This is a genomic window from Bacteroides sp. NSJ-48 (assembly GCF_014287405.1).
In the GTDB taxonomy this organism is placed as follows: domain Bacteria; phylum Bacteroidota; class Bacteroidia; order Bacteroidales; family Bacteroidaceae; genus Bacteroides; species Bacteroides stercoris.
Genome location: NZ_JACOOD010000104.1, coordinates 1 through 1,518, shown reverse-complemented (window position 1 = coordinate 1,518; position 1,518 = coordinate 1). Strand labels below are relative to the sequence as shown.

Genomic DNA, 1,518 nt, shown 5'->3' with positions numbered 1-1,518 from the left:
TGCCTGCCGAAGATGCAGGGCATCGAATTGAGAGCTAACCTTGTGGACGGTATGCGTTTAAGTGGCAACAATGGCGGTTACAGTTTCGGGGCGGCTCTCTCCACCTACACGAAGAACGGTAACAAGTGGGTGTTCGGTGGCGAATACCTCTTGAAGAACAACCCGTACAAGGATACCGCCATACCTGTGGCGCAGTTCACGGCGGAGGGCGGTTATTATTTCAAGATACTCTCCGACGCCCGTAAAATAGTGTTCGTCTATGCGGGGGCTTCGGCTCTCGCCGGATATGAGTCGGTGAATTGGGGCGAGAAAGTGCTGCATGACGGCTCCACGCTCCATGACCGGGACGCCTTCATCTACGGCGGTGCGCTGACGCTCGATGTGGAGTTTTACGTGGCTGACCGTATCGCCCTGCTCGCCAACCTCCGGGAGCGCCTGCTGTGGGGTGGCGACACACGGAAGTTCCATACGCAGTTCGGGGCGGGCGTCAAGATAATCATCAACTGACACGTCGCATGGAACGGACGGACATTGAGAATATGAGGCAGATACCCATTGCGGACTTTCTCGCACGGCTGGGACATGAGCCTGTCCGAAGGAGCGGAAACGAGCTGTGGTATCGTGCGCCATACCGCAGTGAACGCACGCCCTCCTTCCGTGTGAACGTGGCGAAACAGCTCTGGTACGACTTCGGCTTGGGCAAGGGCGGCGACATCTTCACGCTTGTCGGGGAGTTTACCCGAAGCGGGGATTTCATGGCGCAGGCGAGATTCATAGCGGAAACCGCCCGTATGCCGCTTGCCGCAGCAGAAAAGCCGTTGTACCTGCCGGAACCGTCCGAACCTGCCTTTGAGGGAGTGGAAGCCGTCCCGCTGCTCCGCTCTCCGCTGACGGAGTATTTGAAGGAAAGAGGCATCCCTTATGCCGTTGCATCCCGCCACTGCTGCCGCCTGAACTACGGCGTGCGTGGTAAGCGGTACTTTGCCGTCGGCTTTCCGAACGTGTCGGGCGGCTATGAAACCCGAAGCCGCCGTTTCAAGGGTTGCGTACCACCAAAGGACGTGTCGCTGGTCAAGGCGGGGGACATCCCGGCGGACGTGTGCAGCGTGTTCGAGGGCTTTATGGACTTCCTGTCCGCCGTCACGCTCGGTTTGGCAACGGGTGACTGCCTTGTGCTGAACTCCGTCGCCAACGTGGAAAAGGCTTTGAAACATCTGGACGGGTACGAGCGCATCGACTGTTACCTCGACCGAGACGAAGCCGGACGCAGGGCAATGGAAGCCCTGCGGACACGCTACGGAGGAAAGGTGACAGACCGTTCCGGCATCTATCAAGGCTGCAAGGACTTGAACGAGTACCTGCAACAAGTATCAAGAAAACAACAAAAGAACAACAATCTAAAAATCAAAGAATAATGAACATACTGAACAACAAGAACAAGAGAACATCAATCTTCAAGGCGTTGGCACTCTGCCTGTTCGCCGCAGTGTCATTCACATTCGTATCGTGCGACGACGA

At 56.9% G+C, this 1,518-nt stretch carries 2 protein-coding genes and 1 pseudogene; all 3 read left to right on the top strand.

What is annotated here, in order from left to right:
- Window positions 1–507 (top strand): conjugal transfer protein TraO (locus tag H8S52_RS19635; RefSeq protein ID WP_004310297.1); only part of this gene is annotated, 507 nt, incomplete at its 5' end.
- An 8-nt stretch (window positions 508–515) separates the two neighbouring features.
- Window positions 516–1,415 (top strand): toprim domain-containing protein, encoded by a 900-nt coding sequence (locus H8S52_RS19630; RefSeq protein ID WP_004310298.1) that lies wholly within the window; start codon window positions 516–518, stop codon window positions 1,413–1,415.
- Window positions 1,415–1,518, top strand: a pseudogene (locus H8S52_RS19625) (conjugal transfer protein TraQ); the annotation flags it as partial. The gene H8S52_RS19630 and the pseudogene H8S52_RS19625, both read left to right, overlap by 1 nt.

Bases quoted from the DNA above. Each gene is read 5' to 3' on its own strand.
- H8S52_RS19630 (WP_004310298.1), top strand. From the start codon at position 516: ATGGAACGGACGGACATTGAGAATATGAGGCAGATACCCATTGCGGAC.